The organism is Psychroserpens sp. Hel_I_66 (assembly GCF_000799465.1).
Lineage (GTDB): Bacteria > Bacteroidota > Bacteroidia > Flavobacteriales > Flavobacteriaceae > Psychroserpens.
This window is the reverse complement of record NZ_JUGU01000001.1, coordinates 1,833,109-1,857,302: the sequence shown is the minus strand read 5'-3', so window position 1 is coordinate 1,857,302 and position 24,194 is coordinate 1,833,109. Positions and strand designations below refer to the sequence as shown.

At 33.8% G+C, this 24,194-nt stretch carries 10 protein-coding genes; 1 reads left to right on the top strand and 9 read right to left on the bottom strand.

Translation table 11 applies throughout. The features are described 5' to 3' along the window. Positions 1 to 51 precede the first annotated feature (51 nt). Positions 52 to 6,081, bottom strand: coding sequence for a LamG-like jellyroll fold domain-containing protein (locus GQ40_RS08400; RefSeq protein ID WP_081990192.1), 6,030 nt, complete (start codon positions 6,079 to 6,081; stop codon positions 52 to 54). A gap of 328 nt (positions 6,082 to 6,409) precedes the next feature. Here GQ40_RS08400 and GQ40_RS08395 point away from each other — a divergent pair, with 328 nt between their 5' ends. Further along, positions 6,410 to 6,844, top strand: a complete 435-nt coding sequence (locus tag GQ40_RS08395; RefSeq protein ID WP_047547469.1) for a hypothetical protein — start codon at positions 6,410 to 6,412, stop codon at positions 6,842 to 6,844. Between the two features lie 154 nt (positions 6,845 to 6,998). Here the strand turns inward: GQ40_RS08395 and GQ40_RS08390 are convergent, their stop codons facing one another. The 8 genes from GQ40_RS08390 to GQ40_RS08355 form a co-directional block, all read right to left on the bottom strand. Further along, the gene (locus GQ40_RS08390; RefSeq protein WP_047547467.1) at positions 6,999 to 9,041 is read right to left on the bottom strand and encodes a T9SS type A sorting domain-containing protein; all 2,043 of its coding nucleotides are present in this window, start codon (positions 9,039 to 9,041) and stop codon (positions 6,999 to 7,001) included. A gap of 152 nt (positions 9,042 to 9,193) precedes the next feature. Further along, the gene (locus tag GQ40_RS08385; RefSeq protein WP_156115556.1) at positions 9,194 to 11,206 is read right to left on the bottom strand and encodes a hypothetical protein; all 2,013 of its coding nucleotides are present in this window, start codon (positions 11,204 to 11,206) and stop codon (positions 9,194 to 9,196) included. A gap of 19 nt (positions 11,207 to 11,225) precedes the next feature. Next, positions 11,226 to 12,437: a T9SS type A sorting domain-containing protein gene (locus GQ40_RS08380; protein WP_047547460.1), complete on the bottom strand. Its 1,212-nt coding sequence runs from the start codon at positions 12,435 to 12,437 to the stop codon at positions 11,226 to 11,228. An 18-nt stretch (positions 12,438 to 12,455) separates the two neighbouring features. Continuing rightward, complete coding sequence (gene bglX / locus GQ40_RS08375) at positions 12,456 to 14,705, bottom strand: beta-glucosidase BglX (RefSeq protein WP_047547458.1); 2,250 nt, start codon at positions 14,703 to 14,705, stop codon at positions 12,456 to 12,458. Positions 14,706 to 14,709: 4 nt separating this feature from the next. Continuing rightward, positions 14,710 to 16,077 (bottom strand): glucoamylase family protein, encoded by a 1,368-nt coding sequence (locus GQ40_RS08370; protein WP_047547456.1) that lies wholly within the window; start codon positions 16,075 to 16,077, stop codon positions 14,710 to 14,712. 19 nt (positions 16,078 to 16,096) lie between these two features. Further along, entirely contained in the window at positions 16,097 to 17,536 is a 1,440-nt protein-coding gene (locus GQ40_RS08365; RefSeq protein ID WP_047547454.1) for a RagB/SusD family nutrient uptake outer membrane protein, read from the bottom strand. 10 nt (positions 17,537 to 17,546) lie between these two features. Beyond that, a complete protein-coding gene (locus GQ40_RS08360) occupies positions 17,547 to 20,519 on the bottom strand; it encodes a SusC/RagA family TonB-linked outer membrane protein (RefSeq protein ID WP_047551729.1) in 2,973 nt (990 codons plus the stop codon). A 250-nt stretch (positions 20,520 to 20,769) separates the two neighbouring features. Then, positions 20,770 to 23,511 (bottom strand): hypothetical protein, encoded by a 2,742-nt coding sequence (locus GQ40_RS08355; protein WP_047547452.1) that lies wholly within the window; start codon positions 23,509 to 23,511, stop codon positions 20,770 to 20,772. Positions 23,512 to 24,194 lie beyond the last annotated feature (683 nt).

Genomic DNA, 24,194 nt, shown 5'->3' with positions numbered 1-24,194 from the left:
AGGATCGAGGCTTTTTTCAAGTTAAGATTATGATAGATTTGGGATCTATTTTTACTTGACTAGAACTTTTTTAGATATCAAACCGCTTAAAGTATTTATCTTAATAATGTAAGTTCCAGTACTAAGGTTCTTAACTTGGTATTCAGAATAGTCCGATTCTGAAATGTTTTCAATTTTTGTAATCTCTTGTCCGATGAGATTATATAAAGCTATGGACTTCACATCGATAAAGTTAGGGTTATATAAGGCAATACTCTCTGATTCTATGTTATAGAATGCATCTATTGAATTTAATTCGAAATCATCTACTCCAAGAGAATTTTCACTTGCATTGCTGAACGTTAATGTAAACCTGTCTAAATATTCTCCCGCAGGAAGGAAGAATTCGAAATCTCCTTCTCTTAGGTTATGATACGTATCGTTTTCTAGATCATGAATAAAGATATTGATATTATCTGGAACATTTTCTAACTTATCTATAGTGATTGTATTGAGACCATCATCCTCTGTATTAATGCCTAAAGGATATACAGTTTGTGGCTCAACTTCATTACTACCTTGAATGGTGTACTTCTCATTATCGATCAACCAATATAGATCATCCATTTGGTTATCATAAATTTTAGCATCATAAGCCCAGTCGTAACCAGTTGTAGTCGCATCGTCGATAGTTAGTAACAATTGTCTGTGAATTGTATTGATGGAATTAAAACCAATTCTAAATCTCATACGCTCGTCAACAATCTCATTTTCATCTTGAGTGCCTGATGAGGTGTCTGCACTTCTAATAAACACAGAGTCATCTGCTCCTGTTGTTTTTTCTCTTTTAAAGTCACGTTGACCATTATTAAATTTAATGGTTCCTGTATTTTCTCCAACTACGAAGAATCCTTGACTTACTGGTATAAATCTTCCAGGTACTTTGGTAGGTACTCCACCTGTACCAACATCTGGATCGTTTGTGCCTAATGATGGTGCAGCAACACCTCCAGAGAAGTTATAGGTCGCATAACCACCTTGGTAATCTGCAAGGTTGTGACTTCCGCCACCCCAATGCTCCCAGAAGTAAAGCGTACCGCTAATTAAAGGATTAGCTCCTTCACCTTCTAAAGTTGGTCCATTATCTGTAATAAACGTATTGGCATCAATTGCAGAAGGGTAAGGGTTACCAACCAGGTAGTCGTTACCTGCATTAAGTGTTAAGGTTATATCTCCATTATTTGGTTTTCCAAGGAAAACATAATTCTGCCGGTCTGAGATAGCCCCAGAGCCAGGACCTTTCATTGTGAATCCTTCACCAGTTAGTAATGTACCGTTTCTTCTCACATGTTGCCAAGCGGAGTAGTCGTCATCTAATTGATTGGCGAATTTCCAAATCCAGTAATCTGCAATTGTTATGATTCCACCATCAGACCCATTATAACCAGTATTGATAAAGTTAATAGGGTTAACACCATCAAACATGACATCTGTTACAGAATATGAGTTATTATTTGTTGTCGTGTTGGTTTCTCCAACAGGAGAAGACCAATAATTATATGTAAAAACATCTGCTGTACCTTGTTGGTCTTTTTCAAGAGAGCCAGAAGAAGTTGGATCTAAATCACTACCGAGTGTTTGTACAAGTTGAGATTGACCTTCTAAATCAATTTTGCCATCCAGTTTCAAATAGTGGGAAACTGTAAAACCATTCCCAGCTGTGGCATCTGTATTATCACCATCAATAGTAAGTGTTCCAGAATTTACATAGAGTCCTAATACTTGTCTTTCTCGACCTAATACAGGTTGAGTGTCTACTGTTATATCATGGCTCATGCTTACAATGTTCCAATCAATAGGAGTAGAATTATCTACGATTGATAATGAATTTGCTAAGGCTTGAGTATTACCATTTAACCAAGTATCGGTATTTGACCAATCACCATTAGATTGTGATACGTAAGGTAATGGAGCGGTTTGCCTGTCAACAGTGTTTAGATTTCTTAAAGCGCCTTGATTACTGTTACCCGAAGCGTCTTCAGTATTTGTGTAGGTATAAACAGACATTGGATAGTATCCTGCAAGCTGTGACCAAGGTATTGTTGCCACATCATTCTTAGTGATCGTTGTTGGTAATACTTTACCAGCTACAAAATTAGAATTATTTTCAATTTCTTGATTCATTATAAATCTTAGCTGTTCTGGAGTTAAGTCAATATCCCAAACTCTTACTTCATCTATATTTCCTCGGAAATGTTGCGTCGGTGAGTTTTTAGCTGCTGCACCAATATAAAATGACTCATCTGTATCTATAGGTGGGACACGATTACGCTGACTATCTAAAACACCATCAATATAGAGAAATGATTGTGATCCATCATATATTGCAGCGACATGATGCCACTCATCATCAGGAATACTTACATTAGTCGTATTTGTTTGGAAACCACCATTTACCCATCTCAATTGTACTCTATTATCGTTTAATATTCTAAAATCATAACCATTGTTGAAGGCAACATCTCTTTTGGAAATTATTGATTTAGTTCCACTATCTGCAGCATCTCTTTTTATCCAAGCTGAAATAGTAAATCCAGTTGGATCAAGATTTAATGCATTCTCCATATCAACATAATCATTAACTCCGTCAAAATATATTGATCGTGTTACTTCTACTCTTGGGGCATATCCAAAAGTGATATATTTTGTTCCGTCGAAATCATAGTCGGTTTCTAGGTTTCCGTTACCGTCTGATGTCATTATCCTGTAATCTGCTGTAGGATCAAAAACACCAGTGCTAGATATGAACATATAAAAGTTACCAGGAGGTGTAATGTTTCTAACAGCATCTTGTGGGATTCTTATTTTTACTGAAGGAATATCTCCTCCAGTCTCAACCACTTTCCAGATACGCTGCATAGCTACAAAAGACACATCAGTTGAAAGTGATGGAGTTATGCCTGAACTCATGTTTACAGCTACTTCTGTTGCCGGAAGATTAAGATTTACTCCATTATTTCCCCAGACTAAGAAATTTTTATTGTCAAAAGTTGTGGCATTTGAAGATACGTGTTCGTTATTGGTGGTGTAAATTTCGTTCAATCCCATTGTAATTAGTCCTTGAGTACGACCTATTCCATCATTTCCATTGTTTACGCTTCTAGATTGTTTTTGGTTTAATTCAGAAGCATCATCACGTCCAATACCTGCGATATCATGGTTATAGCCAACGTTAGAAGATTCATCCCAAATGACATTACCATCGCTATTAACGTAATCCTGAGAAATTCCATTTGTTCCTAATGTGATTCCATATTTGATGGCTAAGTATGATTGAATTTTATTGCGTTCTTGTGTAAGATCATTGTCTGATTTTCTACTAGAATAAGTAATCACCTCTGCTATTCTTGCGTTGATTGTTGCTTTACTTCCTTCAGTTCTACCTAGCCAAAAGCGGGTATCATCACTTTCTAAATATTCAGCAATATCATTTTGTGTAGTACCAATATTGTTGGCGTTATAAAACAGCTCTTGTAGGGTACTAGAAGTATTAGCTCTTGTGTTTAAGATGCCAACATTATCATAAGTTGATCCAGTGCCTATCTCTGCTACACCATATCCATCATCAGGATTATTGTCATAGGTGTCATGTGCATAACATATAATTTCATTTGAAAAACGACCTGTTAAGTTGCCAAATGCCATACCTGTAGTATCAACAGCATTTAGTTCAGAATCTGAGTCACCACAAATAATATACATCGAACCAAATGTGCTGTTCACAACTGTATCATCAGGTATAATGACTACAAACACTTCTTCTGTATAATATCCAAAGTCGCCTCCTAAAAATTGTTTCGAAGTGTCATCATACCTAAATTGGGTGTCAAATTGAGAATTGACAAAATTATTATCAAACTCTACAACGGGATTAAAATTGACATTTTTATTAATATTATCTCTAAAAGTAGGTTCTTGTCCAGGGGTATGAACTCGTACATCGCTACCAAGTCCTTGATCTAGCCATTGGCTAACAATTCCTCCATCAGAGACACTTAATCCAGCATCTGCTTTTAGCCAAGTTGACAAACCAGATATTACGCCACCAGGAGCAGTTGTTGGATCAGGTCGATCTGAAAGTACTAAATTATCTATTGACATATCGCTCGCATAATTGTTGCCAGTAGTACCTTGGAACCTAAATTTTATTGTCTGACCAATATAATCCTTGAGATCTATACTAATTGGTATCCAAGCTGAGACAGTGTTGTTTTGTACTTGTCCTGTATTTGTCCAGAGGACGGTATTATAATCAGCACCACCGTTTAAGCTGAGTTCAAGGGTTAGTGTCCCCATATCCTCTCCAAACATATGATGAAAAAATGTAAATCTTGGATTTCTAGCAGAGGAAAGGTCATAACAAGGACTCGTTAAATTTGAGACATTATTAAAGTTGCTTGTAGCTTCTGTAAAATAATAGAAATTACCATCTTTAGCTCTGCTAGGACCAGTGTTTCCACTTGGGGTATTCAAATTGGTTCTTGACCAGTTAAAGTCATCAACGATAACATTTAAATCTTGAGTCCATGACGAAATAACAGATTCAAAGCTCTCTACATGTGGGAATGATGAAATAGAAGTTATACAAACAGTTGATGATCCTCCATTTCCAGAAATAGTAAAATTATAAGGGTCTTCATCACTGTCATTATTTGCAATGCTCACAGTCGCAGTTCTAAAACCGTTTGCACTTGGGTCAAATGTTATTGTAAAAGAAGAGGTGTTGTTTGCAGCGATTGGTGAAGACGGAGCAGATGTTAAAATAAAATCACCAGCATTGGCACCACTTATTACTACATATGGATTAGCACCTGTTAGAATTAAATTTTCACTTCCACTATTACTTATTGTAAAACTATTTGAATTCGTTCCAGTTGCAACATTTACGTTTCCAAAATCTGTATTATCTGCGAAATTTGGTGTTGTATCACCGTCTGAAATAGTAATTGAGTTACCAGTAATTTCAATTTCAGGTTTAGGAGCAGTGAAAAAAGACAAATCATCAATTGCCATATCACTTTGATAAAAATCTGAAGTTTCCCCTCTAAAACGTAAGTTTACGGTTTGACCTACATAGGCATCTAAATTAACAACTTCTTGAATCCACGCATCCGTATCATCTGTTTGAACTTGACCTGCAGTTTGAGACCATAAAACCGTAGGAAAGGTGGACCCACTATCTGTACTGATTTCTAAAAACAAATCTCCCATTTCAGATCCAAACATATGATAGTAAAACGAAAAGTTTGCACTTGTTTCTGCGTTTAGGTCAAAACATGGACTTACTAGATTAAATGTATTGTTAAAGTTTGGGCTACTCGCCTCAGTAAACATATAGAAGTTGCCTTCGTTGGCAGAGGAAGGACCGGTATTTCCACTAGGTGTTCCACCAGATTGTCTTGTCCAATCATTATCATCATTTATATCCTGAGTCCAATCGCCAATACCTGTTTCAAAACCTTCGGTATACGGAAAACTATTTATAGTTTCTCCACAACCTTGAGCAATTATTGATATATCATCAAAAACAGAATACTCATTAGTCTCACTCATTTGACCAATGAAACGAAAAGCTGAGTTTGTAGAAAATATATGAGTAGAACTATCTAACGTATATGAAAATGAATAATTTGTACCATCGCTATTTGCAAAGTCCGTTCCTCTTCTGTAAGTTTCAATTGTGCTCCAGTTAGAACCGTTAAAATATTGCAAATCAAAGCCATCACCATTATCTAAATTTAGCGATGTTAAACAAAATGAGAATACAATTTCATTATAACTTGTTAAGTCTATTGTAGGAGATTCAATTCTACTTGAAATATCATCATCAAAATCGTATTGTATAAAAATTGCTCCAGCGTTAGAGCATCTATAGGTGCCACTAGTTGTTCTTCCTGCATAAGTGCCAGTGTCTGTCCAACCTTGAAAGTTAAAGTCAAAATCGTAAGAATCGATAATAATTTGTGAGTTCGATATGCCAAAGGTCATTATACAAATAACTAATAGGGCATACTTTTTCCTAATAAAAGTAGAAATATTCATAAGCGGTTAAGTTTTAATTTGGGACTAATAAATTAACGGTACAAATCTAATTACAATATCCACGAAATGCAAATAAATTCGACGAAATGCAATTATAATCTTCAAATAATTGATTTTCAGTATATTATAAAATGTAAAATTTAATGGTTTTCTTGCAGTTATCGACGCTAATTATTAATAAGAAAATATTGATGATATATTTAATAATTTTAAAAAGTTGCTAAGCGCATGAGTTATCTATAACACTTAAGATTAATTCCGCAGTTATCATTTGAGTTAATATTATTTCTTTTACCGTTTATGACTTGGAAATACTAGACTTAATTTTATGCTTAATCTAAAAATAAATACAATTATGGGTTTTTTAAATAAAGTGTTATCTATATCTGCGGTTCTTTTAGGGACAGCAGTAATTTATAAAATGTCGAATAGCAAAAGACAGTTAAGATTTGAGAATTTGCCAAACCAATCGAATGTTAGTGCTGATAACAATTACAGCACTCAATCAAATCGATATGAAGAATCGACTGAATCTGATGATAGAGTACAGAAAATGTTCAAGGATTTAGAAATGACTGAAAATCAAAAAGAGCGTTATAACAGAAGTATTAAATCGGTTTTAAGTGATTGGAAGTTAAATAATCCAAACGTTGACATCGATAGCAAAAGTCTTTATGCGGAAGAAGATAAATCTCTCAAAGCTGTTTTAAATGAAGTTCAGTATGGGATGTATCGCGACTGGACTGAAAAATATATGAACTAGAATTGTTTAAATTTCAGAAATTTTATTTTCTGAAAAATAGAGTAGAGGCCAGTTAGTTGCATCTAATAAAAAGCTAAACTGAAATTAACAATATAAAAACCCTTTAAAATCAATCGATTTTAAAGGGTTTTTCGTTTCAATGTGAGTAATTATACTATTCTTTAGCTACAATAAATCTCTTAATCAAAACTTTATTCTTGGTTTTTAAATGAATAAAGTAAATGCCTTCAGCTAAATTTTCAATATTTAATTTTTGGTTAATTTCTCCAGTTTCAATGTGATTTTTTGAAAGAGATTGGATTTCTCTACCCATTGTATTATAAATTCGATATTCTATATCGCTCTCATTTTCAAGATAGAAATCCAATTGAATCTCCTTAGAGGCTGGATTAGGGCTTAACGTTAAATTGTCAATATGATTAACAACCTTTGGTTGGTCTTCTAATTTGATATTTGAGTTCCTATTTGTTTCCGAAGATCTATAAACCCTCATTTCAGCTATGTTTCCCCAACCGTTATTTGGAGAAAGGTAACGTATATATCTTGCAGAAACTCCGTTTGTGCTTCCAGTAGAAATAAAGTAATTCTGAAAATTTAAATTAGCATTCGAGGGAATCGTATAGATTGTCGTTGGATTACTAAAATTAGCATTATTGCTTATTTGAAATTTACCACCACGCATTCTGTACCCAAAATTATTACGTGGTCTAAATCGAATACATGTGATGTTTTGATTGCTTAATAAATCCATGCCAACCCATTGGTTATTTCCATTTGGACCATCAAAAAAGGTGTTATTATTACTGTCAAATGGCTTGTCCCTGGTTGATGAAGAGCCATTATAAGAACCCGTAGTTCCTAAAACAGGTCCATAATAGGCCTGAACACCTGTGACGCAGGAATTAGTACTACTAAAATTTGGTGTCGGGAAATCGTAATTATTGTTCGTTGTAAAAAAGTTGGTCCCAAACTTATTTGCAGCCAGACCATAGAGCATTGTTGAATAATCAATGCCTTGAATTTGATCTGAATTCCAGTTTACCTCATCCAGACTGTATCTCCATAGCAATTTTTCTCCAGTTCCTAAAGTATAGATACCCTTTGTTCCATTCATCATTTGTTGAAGGTCATTTCTTGCACTTGCCTGTATAGGAATGTAACCAGCCACTATATGAGGCGACACAATGCGTGCTGGGTGATTATTAATATGATCTGCATTGTAACCATATGGCGTGTAAAAATTACCATTAAATGTTGCTGGAGAATTTCCTGCTCCCAATCCCCATTCATAAGCATTCAAGTTTGGATACATTCCAGCTATTTGGCCATAATAAAACTTATCTGCAGATGCCATATTAGACATATACGTTTTATATAAGGTGCTGTTATGAGCCCAAAACATAAGGTAATAAGGAAATTGAACGGTAAAGTCAGATTGAAATGCATTTACATTGTTACTATCGGCTAAAAGATCATAGCCCCAATAATTTGCATTCGCAAAATTATTTAGTTGTTGCCAAACATTCCAGGCTGAAGTGCCTACACCTCCCGAATTACCTTCAGATTTCATTGCAAAATAGGCAACGATTATATATTCATTAAATGGTAATGCACTTGTACCTTGGCCAGCTCCATTAGGCTGGAGCTCTCTCCATATAGCACCTGTAGAGGGATTGCTTATTGCTGCAGACCATTCTACAGATAAAAATAACTCATCTGCCAGTGCAGAAATTTCAGCATCATTAAAATATTTTTTAGCAAATAGGGCACCTGCAGCTAATAATGCAGTATCGATAGTACTATATTCTGAATTCCAAGCCTGTTGTCCATTATCTATTTCTAGGAAATGTCTATAAAACCCTTTGCTGTTTCTATCAGGATTAAACCCAGCAGTATAGCCTAACATTGTTCGTAATGTTTGAGCAGCTAAATCTCTTCCAAAATTAATATAACCAGCTTCTTCTGCTATACATAAAGAAATCAAACCGACTCCTGTATTTGCTGCTGAACTTGGATGATAATCTGTCCCGTTGATTATTTTTGAGTCACGATAAACACCATTGTATTGCCTTTGGTAATCATATAATTTATAGGTGTTTTCTAAAAGTTGATCTGTTGTTATTTGAGCAGATGTATCATAAAAATAAAACTGAAAAAACAATATAGTTATGGCTTTGAGAAATAAAGATGTCTTCATAATATTTTGAATTAAATTAATATAAAATGTATCGTTAAGTGCTCATCATAAGCAATACGGATCTGGAGTTTTTTTAATGATTTAGATTAATAAAGCATGAATTTTATAGACAATATTGCTTCAGCTTTATACTTAAACACATTTTTATATTATTAAGGTGCTTCGAATCTTATATCATCAACATAATAGATATCTGCTGGAGTACCGTCAATATTTCCTGCATTGAAAAATAGAACTAAAGTCGTGTTGCCATTACCCTGTGCTTCACTAAAGTCGAAAGTATATTCCGCCCACTCATTAACAACTGTAATGTCTGCGAAAATTTCAACAGCTGCACCTCCTTCTAGTTTTGCCAATAAAGGAACTGCCATAGTAGATAGCACTTTTATTTTAAGCTGGTTATTTACAGAAAGATCTATCGGTGCTCCAAAGTTTACCAAAAGAAAATCAAAAGGATCATTCCCGTTATCACTATATTCACCAACATTAGAACTGCGGTTCTCACAGCTAACATTAGGATTTTGAACTACAGGAGCAGCGTCTGGATTAGAGAAATTATAATTTTGCTGACAATCAAAGTCATTGATTATGCTCAGGTTTGGCGTAACACCATCGCAATCTTCAACAATTTGAGAACATGGATTAGAATCAAAACGAAGATCATCAATGTAATATACATCTGTTAAAGTACCTGTATCTTGACCAGCATTAAAGAATAAAATCAATTTATCATTACCTTCTCCTATAACAGGTGAAAAATCAAAACTCAGTTCAACCCATTCGTTTACAGTAGTAACATTGTTGGTTATTTCAAGTGGAGTGGTTCCACCCTCTAACTTAGCCAAAACAGGAATTGGTGCTGAACTATAGATTTTAATTTTAAATAATGAGTTTTCAGATAGATCAATTGGCATTCCATAATCAATTAGCAAATTATCAAATGGTTGCGTACCGTCATCAATATATTCACCAATAAAATCACTTGTATTAATTCCGCTAGGATCTATATTTTCTACTACGGAAATCAGCGTAGGATCTAACCCAAGCGTATAATTTTGTTGACACTCAAAATCTGAAATGATAGATAAATCTTCAGTAATACCAAGACAAGGGTCTATAAATTCTTCAAATCTTAAATCATCAATCAAATATGTGTCTGCTGTTGTACCTGTTGTACCACCAGCGTTAAAGAACAATACCAATTTGTCATTTCCAGCGTCTAAAGCTTCATTAAAATTGAACGTATATTCAACCCATTGGTTGAGCATTGTTATTGGCTTAGTAATTTCAATTGGAGTTGTTCCACCCTCTAATTTAACCAAAAGAGGTCCTGTTGTTGTAGCGTATACCTTTATTTTAAAAAGAGGATTTTCAGCAAGATCAATAGGATTTTCAAAATTGATAATAAGATTATCAAAAGGTTCTGTACCATTATCTATATATTCCCCAACATTTTCACTAAGGTTTATTCCTGAAATAAATGGATTTTCAATTAATTGAACGCTTGTTTGAGTAGGATCTTCACCAAGAAAAAAGTTTTGCTGGCAATCAAAATCGTTGATAATCGATAAATCTGTAACCACATCCTCACAAGGATCAATTGTTGGGTCAAATTTAATATCATCAACTAAATAAATATCAGTACCGCTATTTTCAATTCCGTTATTGAAAATTAAATTGAATTGGGTAAACGTTTCATCTTGTAGATCTATGAGATCTAATTCATATTCATTCCAAAACTCATCACCATCTATAATAATATTGAAGTTAAGTGTGCCATTAGATCCTCCAATTAATTCTACTCTTAAAGTACCTGTTGTAGTAGTTTTTACTTTAAATTTAAATAAAGCATTTGTTGATAAATCTAGACCACCATCAAAATTTATTGTCAATGCATCGTTAGCACTTGCGCCATCAATATATTCCCCAACAAATCTAGACGTATTTATACCAGTTTCACTTGGGTTTCTAATAACGGAAACATCACTGATCTCAATATTTGATTGACATTCAAAATCTGTAACTATAAAAGGATTTACAGTGACATTCTCTAATTCGCATCGCTCATAATTAATTAACTCATAGTTTGTTAATTCTCTTTCACAAGTGTAAAAAAGACTAAAAACCATTATTAAAAAAGATACTCTGATTAGTGATGTTTTCATTATTAAAATATTTTAATTGTTATTTTTTAATAAACTTAATTACCGAGCTAGAGGTGGCAGTATTGAGTCTAATAAAATAGATACCATCTTTTAAATGACTAATTGAAATTTCATTAGATATCATTTCTGTACTAGTTGAAGCGACATTTTTTCCTAGAATATCGAAAATCTTATAGTTTTCAATATTTTCTGAAGAAAAGATGTTTAAAATCTCTCTTGCTGGATTTGGATATACCTTTACTGTATTGTTATTTAAAGACACATTGTTGAGGGACAGAGTCGTATCAAACAATAAGTCATCTATATAATATATGTCAGAAGGTGTTCCTGAAGTAACAGTTGGGTTTACAAATAATACAACTTTTGTATTGCCTTGTCCCGCAAATGCACTAAAGTCAAAAGTGAATTCCTCCCAAGTATTAACTGCACTAAAATCTGAATAGATTTCTGGATTACTGCCACCTTCCAATTTGGCTAGGATTTGTACAGATGTTGGCGAATAGAATTTCAGCTTTAAAATATTGTTTGAAGATAAATCTATTGGCATGCCATAATCTACTACCAATGCGTCAAAACCAGCTGTACCATCATCTGTATATTGTCCAACATTTGCACTTGTGTTAATTCCTCCAGATACTGGGTTGGGTATGTTTACCAACGCTCCAATAATAGTATTTGATGGTGCAGAACATTCAAAGTTTGTTATAACTGGTTGTTCACAAGGAGGAGTAGCTAGTGAATCGAATAAGAAGTCGTCTATATAATAAACATCTGCTGTACCTGTGATAACATTAGGATTAAAAAAGAGTACAACTTTGTTATTGCCTTGTCCTGCAAAAGCACTGAAATCAAACGTAAATTCTTGCCATGTATTTACAGCGCTAAAATCTGAAAAAATTTCTGGATTACTACCACCTTCCAGTTTAGCTAAAATCTGTACTGAAGTTGTAGAGTAGAATTTAACCTTCAATTGATTATTTGTAGATAAGTCTATTGGCGCTCCGTAATCAACAACCAGCGCATCAAAACCGTCGTTGCCATTATCTGTATATTCCCCAATGTTAGGGCTGGTATTTATGCCTCCAGAAACCGTATTTGGTACCGTAACCAATGCACCAGTAATTGGATGAGAAGGTTGAGAGCATTCGAAGTCTGTTATTACAGGATCTGTACATTGTGCATAACCTATATAAGCCATAATGCTAAAAATAAAAAGTAAAGATTTTTTCATGTTGTAAATTTTTAAAGATTAATTATTTATAAGTGTAAAACTATTGGTGAACTCATGGTTTGAGCTACCTGCCACAAACAAATCGTAGTCACCAGGTTCATTTTTGAATTCTAAATTATTGTTGTAAAACTTTAGATTTTCCGCAGAAATGATAAACTCAACGGTTTGGGATTCACCTTTTTTTAATGTTATTTTTTTAAAGTTTTTTAGCTCTTTTGTAGGGCGTGTAACGCTTCCGAAGCGATCCTTGATATAGAGTTGAACAATCTCTTCACCGTTTCTATCTCCAGTATTGGTGATTGTTGTTTTTACTGTTATTGGTTGATTATTTGATAGGGTTTGATTTGAAAGCACTGGTTTTCCGTAGCTAAAAGAAGTATAGCTCAACCCATACCCAAAAGGAAACAATGGTGAATTTTCGACATCAATATATTTTGAGACATAACGTGAATGCGCACCCTCAGCATCTTCTGGTCTTCCCGTATTTTTCATGTTATAATAAATAGGAACCTGACCAACATTTCTAGGAAAAGTCACTGTTAATTTACCTGATGGATTATAATCTCCATACAATACATCGGTAACCGCATGGCCACCACTTGTACCAGGAAACCAAGCTTCTACAATCGCGTCAACAGTTTCATTTTCATAAGAAAGATTTAAAGGTCTCCCATTATAGAGTACTAACACAATGGGTTTGCCAATTTTTTTTATTTCTGAAATGAGCTGTTGTTGCAAACCTGGTAATTTCAAATTACTTCTACTTGCAGCTTCACCGCTCATTCGTTCACTTTCTCCCATAACCATCACTACCACATCTGAAGCTTTGGCTACAGCTATTGCCTCTTTAAAGCTTTTGGTATCACCACCTTCAATTTCACAGCCTTTTGCAAATTTGAACGATTTGTTTTGAGCCTCAAAACCCTCTTTAACGCTTACAGCAGTGCCATCTCTATCTCCTTTGGCTGCCCAATTACCTATAATATGAAATTGATCATCTGCCAAGGGCCCAATTAAAGCTACTTTTTTAGAATTGTTTAATGGAAGAATATTGTTATCGTTTTTTAATAAAACGATTGATTTTCGGGCAGCATCTCGTGCAGTTTCTAGATGATCTTTATGTAAAATGATATTAGCTTCTTCAGCTTCATTGCAATATTTATAAGGGTCATCAAATAAACCAAGTTTAAATTTTAATCTTAAGACATCTCTAACTGCTTCATCCAATCTGGATATCTCAACTTTGCCTTCATCAATGGCTGTTTTTAGATGGTTTTTAAAAACTCCACCTTGCATATCCATATCAACGCCTGCATTCATCGCTAATTCTCCAGCATGCTGAAGATTCTCTGCATACCCATGAAGTACCATTTCATTGATTGACGTATAATCGGTTACAACGAAACCACTAAAATTCCATTCGTCTCTTAATATATCTTTAAGTAGAAATTCATTTCCAGTGGCAGGAACACCATTCAACTCGTTAAATGAAGTCATGAATGTTGCAACATCTGCATCTACTGCAGCTTTAAAAGGAGGTAGATATGTTTCCCTAAGTGTATTTAATGATATGTCAACTGTGTGGTAATCACGACCTGCCTGCGCTGCGCCATAAGCTGCATAATGCTTAGCACAAGCCAACACGGTATGTTTATTGGAAAGATCGTCTCCCTGAAATCCCTTCACTCTGGCTTTGGCAATCAAGCTTCCTAAGTATGTGTCTTCCCCAGCACCTTCGGCAATTCTTCCCCATCTTGGATCTCTTGAAATGTCTACCATTGGAGCAAATGTCCAATGTAAACCTTCCGCAGAGGCCTCTTTAGCAGCAATTCTAGCGGTTTTCTCCATGAGCTCTAAATCCCAACTCGAAGCTTCTCCCATAGGTATTGGGAAAATGGTTTTATAGCCATGGATCACGTCATATCCAAAAATTAATGGAATACCCAATCGTGTTTCTTCAACAGCAATTTTTTGAAGTTTTCTAGTAAATGCCGATCCTGTTGCATTGAAGATAGCACCCATTTGTCCGTTTTTTAGATACGTTGTATAATTCTTGTCTAAAATTGGGCCTGTGACATCTTCTACACTTGAATAAATTACAGTTTGACCTATTTTTTCTTCAATAGTCATGATTGCCAGTAGTGAATCAATCTTTTTTTCGATAAGATCATCGTTTTTAGGTTCTAGAGTATCGACATTTAGATTGTTCCACCCAATAAAGGTGATGCTCAGTATGGTTAAGGCGATATAGAAATGTATTTTTTTCATAAACTTAAAATGTAAATTCTAAAGTATTTAAGCCATTGATGACATCTTGATCCTGCATAAATAAATTCCAAAGCAATTGGCTTCTATAGTTTTCAATCATAGCTACAATTGGTCCTTGGTCTATAGCTAAATACCCATCGTCAAACCAATTGAATTCTTCTGAAAATGCATCATAAAACCCATATTCTCCCCAAAGTCTATCATTAAGATTATAGTAGAAATACTCTAAAGCTTTTTTGGATTGCTCTGGTGTATAAGGAAAAGAGGAAAGTGCTGCGGTTGGTGTGATCACACCTATATCGTTTAAGGGATCATGCACCGCATAACCATTGAAATCATTACTAGCGGTTAGTCCCCAACTATCTCCACCATAACCAATATAATCGTTTGGGTTATTTTTACAATATTCATAGTTGATAAGTGAGTGCGCTACATTTTGCTCAAAATAATTGGCATATTGATCACTCAAGTTAGTTGGATTTAAACCTATAAATGAATAATGTGAGTAGAATAGTGGACCACCAAAATCGACACCAAGTGGTAATACTGTACCTACATAAGTGTTGTTGTTGATCATTTGACCGTTTCGTGCCCAACCATTATCATAAGTTGCTTTAGTAATTGGGAATGTTGGCGATCCAGCAGCTAAGACATAGACCATTAATGCTTCATTCCAGCCTTGTATTTGTAAATCTATTGCAAATCCATTATCTGGCGACCAATGCCAGGTCATGACGTTTTCACCTCTTTCAAAGAAGCTCCATTCTATATTTTCATAAATGGTTGTAATTCGATTTATTAAAAGGGCCTCTTCGGTGTCTGATGCTGACAAATATTGTCTATTGATCAATAGACCTTGTAATAAAAAAGCGGTTTCTACAATATCTGCACCATCATCTAACGCACTAAATTCTCTAGTTACTCCTGTATCTCCAAAATACCAGTGTGAAAACACACCATGGTATGTTTCGCAACCTTCCAAAAAGGTTAAAATTTTATCTAATCTCTCTACAGCTTCCGCTCTAGTGATCCATCCTCTTTCAACAGCTGCAGGAAAACAAGCGATTCCAAATCCAGAGCCTCCAGTAGTTACAATTCTTGCCCCATCTCCACCGAGAGCTGCATCTTGCGACGTTTCTCTTGCCAAACCACTTACAGGTTCAGCAAAATCCCAGAAATAATTGAAGGTGCGTTGTTGCACGAGATCTAATAGTTCTTCAAAAGGAATAGTCTCGACAGTAGGTTCATCTACAGAACCAACATCTGGTGGTGGAGGTGTAATGTCTTGATTAGTACAGTTACTCATCATTAAGAGCGTAATTACTATTATTACTGGTTTGATTAGACTCATTGCTTTTATGTTAATAGTCATGTTTTAAATGTCGTTTCAATTAATAATTTGGGTTTTGGATAAGTGCTCCTCCGCTAATATCGATCTGCTCTTGTGGTATAGGGAATACCTCATGTTTACCTTCAATAAATGGAATACCTTTAGAATTTAGTACTTGTGAAGCTCGACCTTGTCTAACGAGGTCAAAATAACGATCGTGTTCAAACGCCATTTCTAAGCGTCTTTCTTCCCAAATAGCTAAAGTGGTCAAATCTACAGCAGCATTTAATCCAGCTCTAAGTCTTACCGCATTTAATGGAGTTGCGACGTCTCCACCTACGATAGATTTTGCTTCAGCATTCATTAATAAAACCTCTGCATATCTTAAAAGTCTCACGTTTTTACCTGTTTCTTCAGATTCAGTAAGAATACTGGAATACGCCTTTTGGTTATATCTAGGGTTAGGTGCATTTATACTTATAACTCTACCATCATATAAAGTTTCTCCAGCGAACATAATGGTTGCATCCCTTCTTAAATCATTTGCACTATAGGCATCATCTAAGTCTTGAGAAGGTGTGTTAAAACCCCAGCCCCAACCGCCTTCTCCACGAGCTCCTTGGATCGTACTATATTTATCAACTCCTGCAGCAGGATCATTACCTCTTGCTTGAATTTCAAATATGGATTCTATATTATTTTCTGAAGTTTCTTTCCAAATATCTACATAGTTTGGAGTCAAGCCATATTCTTGAGATGCCATGACAGCTTCTGTGAGCTCTATCACATTAGACCATTTAGACTGATACATACTCACTTTAGCCAACAATGTTTGTGCAGCACCTTTTGTAGCTCTTCCTAATTCTGAAGCTGGATATTCACTTTTGAGAGGTAGTGCGTCAATAGCAAAGAGCAAATCTTCTTCTATGAATGCATAACATTCTTCTTTTGTTTTTCTTGATAAAACATCTGCATTGATTTGGTCTAATGAAGTAATATCTGTGATCAAAGGTACACCGCCATAAGTCTGTACCAATCTAAAATAAAATAGAGCTCTCAAAAAACGTGCTTCACCTAAAAGACGTTGTTGGAGATCTACATCCATTTCAAATTGGGAAATTCTATTTATGGCTTGGTTAGCGCGTTGAATCCCGTTGTAATGACCGCTCCATACTTCTCCAACTGAAATTATTGTTGGTGTTATATCCAAAGCATCCAATAAGGCTTTGTCCGCACCAGTATCACTTGGTATACTTCCTTTATCTGCGTCATCTGAAGCTATACTTGTCAACCCTGTCCAACCAAACGAACTCATTTCCCATGCTAAAAGACTATTGTAAACAGCGTTTACTAGTTCTGGAGCTCTGTCTGGTGTTAGGGCATCTTCCGTTTCCTGATTAGCTTCAACGTCTATAAAATCATCAGAACAAGACTGAAAAATTAGAAAAGAGACCAATATAATCACAGAAAGTTTTTTGGGTATGTTACTTATTGTTTTCATAATTTTTTAATTAAAATGATGTATTTAATCCTACGTAAAATGATTTAAGGGTTGGGTAAGCATCGAGTTCTATACCTGCATTACCTAGAGGTGCTCCTGGTAATTCTGGAGTGAAACCTGTAAATTTTTGAAAAATAAATGGGTTTTTTGCGGTGGCATACACACGAATAGACTTGAAAAATCCTTTTTCGTTATTTGGAAGCGTATAGCCAATAGTAATATTATTTATTCTGAAGAAATCTCCATCTTCTAAATAATATGTTGAAGATAAAGGCACGTCATTAAAAGCTCTTGGTGTTGTATTACTTGGTCGACCTGTGGTATAGCGACTGTTGAAATCTACGAGTTCTATGTTTTCGTTTCCAAAGCGTTGGGCTTTTTTACCATTGTAGATCTTGTTTCCGAAGTTAGCAAACGTATCTACATTAAAATCAAATTGTTTGTATTGAACTCCCAAATTGAGTCCGCCAAAAACTTTTGGTAAGTACGATCCAAAATAGTCTCTGTCGCTTTCATCTACGACACCGTCACCGTTTAAATCTTTATAAACCAGGTCTCCATTGTCATCGATACCCGCAACGTCATATAAATAGAAACTACCTAAAGGTTGACCAACAGCGATTTTTTTGGTATACTGCCCATTATTTATAAAACCACCTAGCTGTTCGCTAAAAAAGGGATTTGTTACTTTTGAAATCTGGTTTTTATTATAGGACACATTGAATCCTATATTATACTTTAAATCTTGGCCTATGTTATCTTTCCAGTTTAGTGCAAACTCAATTCCTTTGTTTTCAATTTCTCCCACGTCGGAATTAAAGGGGTCAAAGCCAATAATATCTGGTAATTCTATAAGTAAAGTAGCATTTCTATTTAATCGTCTGTAAGCATCAATTTCTCCAGATAATCTATAATCTAATAGCGTAAACTCTAGTCCTAGATTAAACTCCTCTGTCGTTTCCCAAGTTAAGTTTTCTTGTATGGCGCCAGTAATGGTAATACCTTGCTGTAAATCTTGATTTTGCCCAAACGCATAAAAACCTGCAGCTCCCGTTGTAGCAGCGAGAACATTTAGCGGAACATTTTGATTTCCCAATTCACCGTAACTCCCTCTTAATTTTAGGATGTTGAATATGCTATTTTCCATAAAACTTTCTTCGGTCATTACCCAACCTGCACTTAGAGCAAAAAAGTTACCATACTGTTGACCTTTTTGAAACTTACTAGAGCCATCTCTTCTAAAAGAACCACCCAGCAAATATTTATCCTCATAATCATAATTTATTCTTGCAATGTACGAGTACAAGCGGTCAACAACGCTTAATGCGCCCGAGTTGAGTTGTGTATCATCTTCATCTCCAGTATTTAAATTGAAGTTTAAATTGCTACTTAAAGGGACATTATTTCTAGTAGCTGAAAGAAATTCGCTTCTGTTTTCTTCCGAAGTAATACCTAAAGTGGCATTAATGGAATGTTTATCATTAAAGGTTTTTTGATAGGTAAAATAGTTATCAAGAAACCATCTATAAGTATTAGTGTGTGTAACAGTAAGTCTTGTATTTGCTGGATTTTCTGAATCTCCTTCAAAGCTGCTTTCTGTATTGAAAGGGTTTTGAGCCAAGAAATTGCCTAGCCTATTTCTGAAGGAATAAAACCTACCATATTCTGTTTCGATTGAAAAGCGAGAGGTGAAAGTCAAATCTTCAAGTAATTGATAGTCTAATTTGAAAGCACCTTGTATTTTAAAGAATTTATTTTTATCTCTTTTAAAATCGTTACTTGCCTCTACTGCTGGATTAGCCACATTATTGATGTTGACCGATGAGCCATAATTACCATTGTCATCTCGTACAGGAATAATTGGTGCTTGTTTATAGGCAGAAGTGAACAATGCATAATTTTGCGGTGTCCCAGAGGCTAATTGTACACCTACATTATGTGAAAAGTTTATCTTATCGCTAATGGTATAATCTACATTACTTCTAAGTGTAAGTCTATTGAATTCGTCATTTAATAAAACGCCCTCTTCTTCATTGAAACCAGCACTAAAAAATGCTTTGATATTTTCTGACCCTCCAGATGCAGAAATATTAAAATTGGATATTAATCCTGGCTGGGTTATGACATCCAGCCAATTAGTATCATATCTTTGGTTAGTTGGTATAAAACCAAAAGTACTATCATCATTTGTTGGATCATTGTCCAGTAAATAATCTCTTCTTGCAGCTTCATTACTATAAGTGACATATTGGGCAGCATTAGCCATTTCCACCCGACTTAAAATATCTCTTACGCCAGTATATGTATCAAATTGAACAACCATTGTACCAGCTTTACCTTTCTTCGTGGTCACAATAATAACACCGTTAGCTCCTCTGTTACCATAGATTGCTAACGATGCAGCATCCTTTAAAACGTTTATAGATTCAATATCTGAAGTATTAATATTGTTAATATTATCTGTTAAAACGCCATCAACAACATATAAAGGGTCTCTGCCACCTTGAACTGTTCCCAAGCCTCTTATGATTACAGTAGATGCCTGTCCTGGCGCATCTGAAGCAATAATTTGAACTCCTGATGCTTTACCCTGTAGTGCTTGCGTAGCATTTAAAACGGGTTCTTTAGCAAGTTCTTCTCCTTTAATTTGAGAAACAGAACTCGTTAATATTGCTTTCTTCTGTGTACCGTAACCTACAATCACAACCTCATCCAGCTCGCTTAAATCTTCTTTTAGAATAATATTGTATTCGGTTTTGTCCCCAACGATAATTTCTTGATCTACATAACCAATATAGGTTATACTAAGTAAATCACCTTTACTTGCTGTTATACTAAATTGTCCATCAAAATCTGTTTGAGTACCTTTATTTTTAGATTTAATGGTAACGTTTGCACCTGGTAGAGGTATATTATTTACATCTGTAATTTTACCTGTTATTTCATTTTGGGCAGTCATTGCACAACATGAAATAAGACACATAAGACAAGTTAAAATTTGGATTTTGTAGCGCATATATATTTATTCAAATATTTTAAATATCCAGTTAATAATCTGAATGAATCAAAATTAGAGGAATAAATACAACTTATGGGCGAGTGCTAAAGATGTAGGATTAATTAATTTTTAAAAAACTGGTTTACAGTTGTTTATTTATTTAAAAAGATTAAAAATTAACAAATTGATGTGGTAATGATGGGGCTTAAAATCTGTTAAATTTAGGAAATTCGCATTAAAATTGCCTTAAAAATTCGATAAAACTAATATCGGTATCTAAATTTAGCTTTTTTCGTAATCGATAACGTTGTAGCTCTACACTTCTCACAGTAATACCTAATAAAGGAGCAATTTCTTTAGAAATTAAGCCTACTTTTATATAGGCACAAAGCTTACGATCTTTAGTTGTTAGTTTAGGAAATTCCTTAGAAAGACTTTTAAAAAAATCTTCATTGAGTTCATTAAATTTGGTTTCGAAAATATGCCAATCATTTTTGCTGTCTAATTGCTCTCCAGATCTGTGAAGTATGTTTTTAGTTCTGGTAATGTTGGGGGATATTTTTTCAAGTCTCTTCAATTCATTCCGAAGCAATATGATCGTTTCATTTTTTTTGACTATTGAAGCTGTACTGTTGGTGAGTTCTTTTTTTCTTGAATCTATTTCATTTATTAAATTGTTTTTTTCTAACAACTGAAGTTTTCTGTCTGCCTCTTCTTTTAGTTTTTGTTGTGTTTTTAAATGAGCTTTTTCTGCTTTATGTTTTTGGAATTTTCCCACAGAATAAATAGCAATTAAAATAAGGATTAGATAACATACTTTCATTACTGTGCTTAAATACCATGGAGGCAGAATCTCAATTTGAATTGTGGTTTTTTTGCTGGAATGTCCTTTTACAAAAACGTCTAAACTATAATTTCCTGCGGGTAAATTTTGAATGCTGAACCTACCTTTTGCGATATCATCATTTTGATTAATCTCTCCTGTAAGTTCGTATTGTAAAACAGTCTCAAAATTACCGGGAGTGTAAACTTCAAAAGTTACTAATTGTGCTTGTTTATGATTGAGCTGAATTGAATTTTTTTCAGAAATTTTAAATAAATTTTTGTTAACGTAGATTTTTTCAATTTTAGGATTAGAATGTTTTGATTCAATGTCCTTTTTTAAATCAACAGTTGAAAAACCGTCTTTTAGATTGAAAATTATTGTAGAATCATTTTTATAAATGATTTTTTCGTAACCAGTAACAAACTTTGAAACTAAGTTATTATTAATCAAAACAGAATTAGGCTGAAAATCTTCGTGATATTTAATAATACTTGAAGTTTGATAGTCAAGCATCCAAAAGTCATTTTTCCGCTCACTTAGTAGACTTTTATTTTTAAAATCAATTACAGAATTTGACGACTTAGTATTTGTGAGGTTTTTGTACCAATTATTGTTAATTACAAAATACAGTTGGTTTTTCAAACTTTCAATTTCAACTTTGTTTCCTGAAATAATTGAATTATCACTTAAGTCTATTAAATTCCCCAATACATTATTTTGAAAATTAATTTTAAACAAACCCTTGTAATTACCGGTAGCCCAAAGGGTGGTATCATTTTCAAATATTAATTTATCTATAGGAATATTTATGCCTTCAAGTTTTGATATCACAAATTGATTGTTGTCTTTTTTTAAAATACCAATACCAGAATAGGTAGAAACTAATAAATCTTTTGATTTTGGTATTGGCAAATAACTATAAACACCACTAAAAGAACCTTCAATTGGCAGAAGGCTATCTTCTTCTAAAATGAAAGCACCCTTATTATGCGCGCAGAATAATGTATTTTGATATTGCAAAAATCCCCAACAATGTCCTTCTGAGTTTTTTATCAAGGATAATTTATTATCGTAGAATGTATAGACTCCAGTATTGCTTGCCAAAAAGTACTTGTCGTTATAATAAGCAACATCATAAACAGCACCCAATGAACCAGTAATATCATTAAAATAGGAGTACTTGCTTTTTATGTTTATTCTGCTAATACCGTTATCTAAAGCTGCCCATAAGTAGTCGTCACTTAACTTTAAATCTAAGACCGTATTATTTCTTAACCCAGCCTGTTTATTAATTATCTGAAAATTATCTTCAATGAAATCATAAATAATTACTCCGTTTTTTACGGTACCAAATGAAAGTGTATGATTATCTATAAAAACTACTTTATTTAATGAATAGTTTTTTAGGGTTTTATTAATAGTATCTGATAATTTAGAAACTTTCTCATCTCCAATTAAATAGCCACCCTCATCTTGATCAAAAACAAATAATAAATTTTTAAATGATGAAACATGACTAACAGAGTTTAAATTATCTAATACTTTATATCGATTATAGGGTTTAATTTCAGAATTGGTAATTTCTAACAATCCACTATTTAAACTTCCAAAAACTAATTTTCCGTTGTAAATGGCTAAACTAGATATATTAAAATCATTAGCTATTTGTTTTATAACGAAGCCATCATAAGCGTAGATAGATCCAAAAGATCTGAAAATAATTTTATCATCATACTTTATAATTTGCCAAAATTCTTCACTTTTTTGGGGATAATTATCTTCAAACTTATCTTTTAATGAATGGTATTCTAATTTACCTAATGTATTGTTTTTCCAATACCCAAATTCTTCATAAGATCCCGTATAAATTTTGTCGCCATCACATAACACTGAACGAATAATCATATTTTTAGGCAACTTATGCATCTCCCAAAACTGTCCGTTGAAGGTTGATAAGCCTGAGTTATTGGCTACCGCTATAGATTGTTCCAAATTAACATCAATACTCCAATTTTGACTACTGCCAAATGAGTAATTAGTAATTTCAGGAAATAGGGTTTGGGCTATTGAAAAATTGCTTAGAAAAAAGCAAGAAAGCAAAATAGTTAACTTTAAGTTTAAAGTTGTTTCTTTTGTGAATGGTTGTTTCAATGGCTCTTTATACTTTAATCTAATTTTAGGTGTTTTGAGTATCCTTGTAATTATGATTTTAAAATTAAGGAAACTTTTTAAAAGTACTTATTAATATAAAGATTAAGAAATCCTGTTAAAAAATATAATTATTAAACTGAAACTTTCTCAAAAAGTACAGCCCCAAATAATGATTTTTAAAGGTTTAGGCATATTGTATGTTTTTAAATGAATAATAGCCTTGTAATTGTGTTAAGATTAGTGCAACAAGAATAGGTTTAAATCAATAGGTATTAATAATTGCAGTATAAAAAAATTAGAAGAACCATAAACTAAAGGTTTAGAAAAACTAAGCCTTTTGTTTCTAGCTGATTAAAAATGTAGCGAGAACGAGAATTGAACTCGTGGCCTCCGGGTTATGAATTTCAAAAAGCCATTTTAAGGATTTTTAAAATATTGGTTTTCAATTACTTGAAAATTACCGTGTTCTTAATCGTGTTCCAAAACGTGTTCAGTTTTGTGTTCACTTTTTGTTTGTACATTTCTTAATCAAATTTAAGAGAAATAATCATAAACTACTATTTTTTAGCCATATAATAATTAAAAGTATGCTTTAGCCTTATTTATAGTAATCTGATTCCGTACTTACATTGCCCATTATATTTTTAAATTGCTTAAAAATATAATTTGGTAAGTTGTTTGAT